The organism is Deinococcus aquatilis DSM 23025 (assembly GCF_000378445.1).
Classification (GTDB): Bacteria; Deinococcota; Deinococci; order Deinococcales; family Deinococcaceae; genus Deinococcus; species Deinococcus aquatilis.
Genome location: NZ_KB899801.1, coordinates 1 through 1,460, shown reverse-complemented (window position 1 = coordinate 1,460; position 1,460 = coordinate 1). Strand labels below are relative to the sequence as shown.

Sequence of the window (1,460 nt, the reverse complement as noted above, 5' to 3'; positions counted from 1 at the left end):
CTTGAGCTGCTGGAAAAAAGCTTTCCTGCGTTCGCTCACACTTGAGAAGACTGAGCCTTTGCGCATCGCATTAATTCTCGAACCAATTCACCCTTCTCGTACTGGTATGTCCCTCGCTGTCCCCCCAAACGCCCAGCGAGATTCTGCTTCAAGGAGGCGTACCGCTCCGCGTCTGCAGAGTGAGTCCTCAGGTAGTCACGAAACAGCAGATGATCTCGCCAGTGATCGCTGTCATGTTCCACGACGTGCAGGTGATAGCCCCGGGGCATAGTCAGCCAAGGCTTCAAATACACTCGCCATCGCTCGTTTGGTGCTTTGTAGAAGATGTAGCCGAGTTGCTCCAGAGCAGTATCCAGCGATTCAGGCCAAGGCCACAGCGTCGTGCCTAGCAAAATATCGACTGTGGGCTTTGCCGACATGCCAGGCACACTGGTGCTGCCAAAGTGCTGTACCTCTTGGACAACCTCGGAGGGCAGATCGCACAGTAGGGCTGCCTCATCCTCGTACCGCGAAACCCATAAGGGTTGATAGGGCTCGACCATGAGGGGCTGTTGGCTGGGATGCATATCTCTCAGCTTAACTACCTCCTTTCGTTTTGTGACGGCCCGTGACTTTAATGCCCGCCCAGATGGATGCTCGTCATTTTGTCTGCTCTAAATCCCCTTAGGTCAGAGAGCATTGTGGGGTTTTACCTGGGTAAATATGTGTGAGTCTCTTACGCCTCCGAATGCGTACTCTCTTATCGGAGAACCGGAACCGTGATTGCAGCGACGCATGCTTAGATGAGCTCCAATGATTGACTTAACCTGGTACACGCGCATCACCGAAGTTCCTGTCCGTCAAGCTGCGGGCGGCATCGTCGTTCGTCGAGAGGGCGACCAACTCTGGGTGGCGCTCACGATTGAGCATGAATCAGACGCTGACGTGATCACGCTGCCCAAAGGTGGGGTCGAACCAGGTGAAAGCGTTTTGCAGGCCGCCGTGCGCGAAATCAGAGAGGAAACTGGTTTGCAACGCATCCACCTCCTTCAGGCAGAGCCCCTGATGATCGAAGAGCGCTACGGATCCGGCAAAGGCATCTGGATCTGCTGTACGTGGTTCCTCTTCGTCACTGAAGAAAATCAGAGCCAGCCGACGGAAAGCAAACACACCCTACTCTGGGCGCCGCTGGGATCCTTACCTGAACTGTTCTGGCCTGGCGAGCGTGACCTCCTGTCTCAGCACAGAGAGTTCATCACACGCCAGATGGACATTCAGGACAAGCACGGTTCCCGTGCTTGTCCTGAATAACTACCTTCTGGGAACTCCAAAGGGCTGTTGTCGGGTCATCCGTAGAGACGCGGGCGTAGGCCACAAGAGTCATTGCAAATACTGTGTTGGAACGGCGCTGTCAAGAGGCGATCTGGGGGCGTTGGTAGCCTGGGTCAAAGGGTTTCGCTGATTTCAGGACGGCGAAACTC

At 55.1% G+C, this 1,460-nt stretch carries 2 protein-coding genes; one reads left to right on the top strand and one right to left on the bottom strand.

The features are described from left to right. Nucleotides 1-35: 35 nt before the first annotated feature. Nucleotides 36-542 carry a GrpB family protein gene (locus tag F561_RS30685; protein ID WP_425386982.1) on the bottom strand — a complete coding sequence of 169 codons (507 nt, stop codon included), beginning with the start codon at nt 540-542 and terminating at the stop codon, nt 36-38. 250 nt (nt 543-792) lie between these two features. Between F561_RS30685 and F561_RS27660 the strand changes: the two genes are divergently transcribed. Further along, entirely contained in the window at nt 793-1,290 is a 498-nt protein-coding gene (locus F561_RS27660; RefSeq protein WP_019012560.1) for an NUDIX domain-containing protein, read from the top strand. Nucleotides 1,291-1,460: the final 170 nt, after the last annotated feature.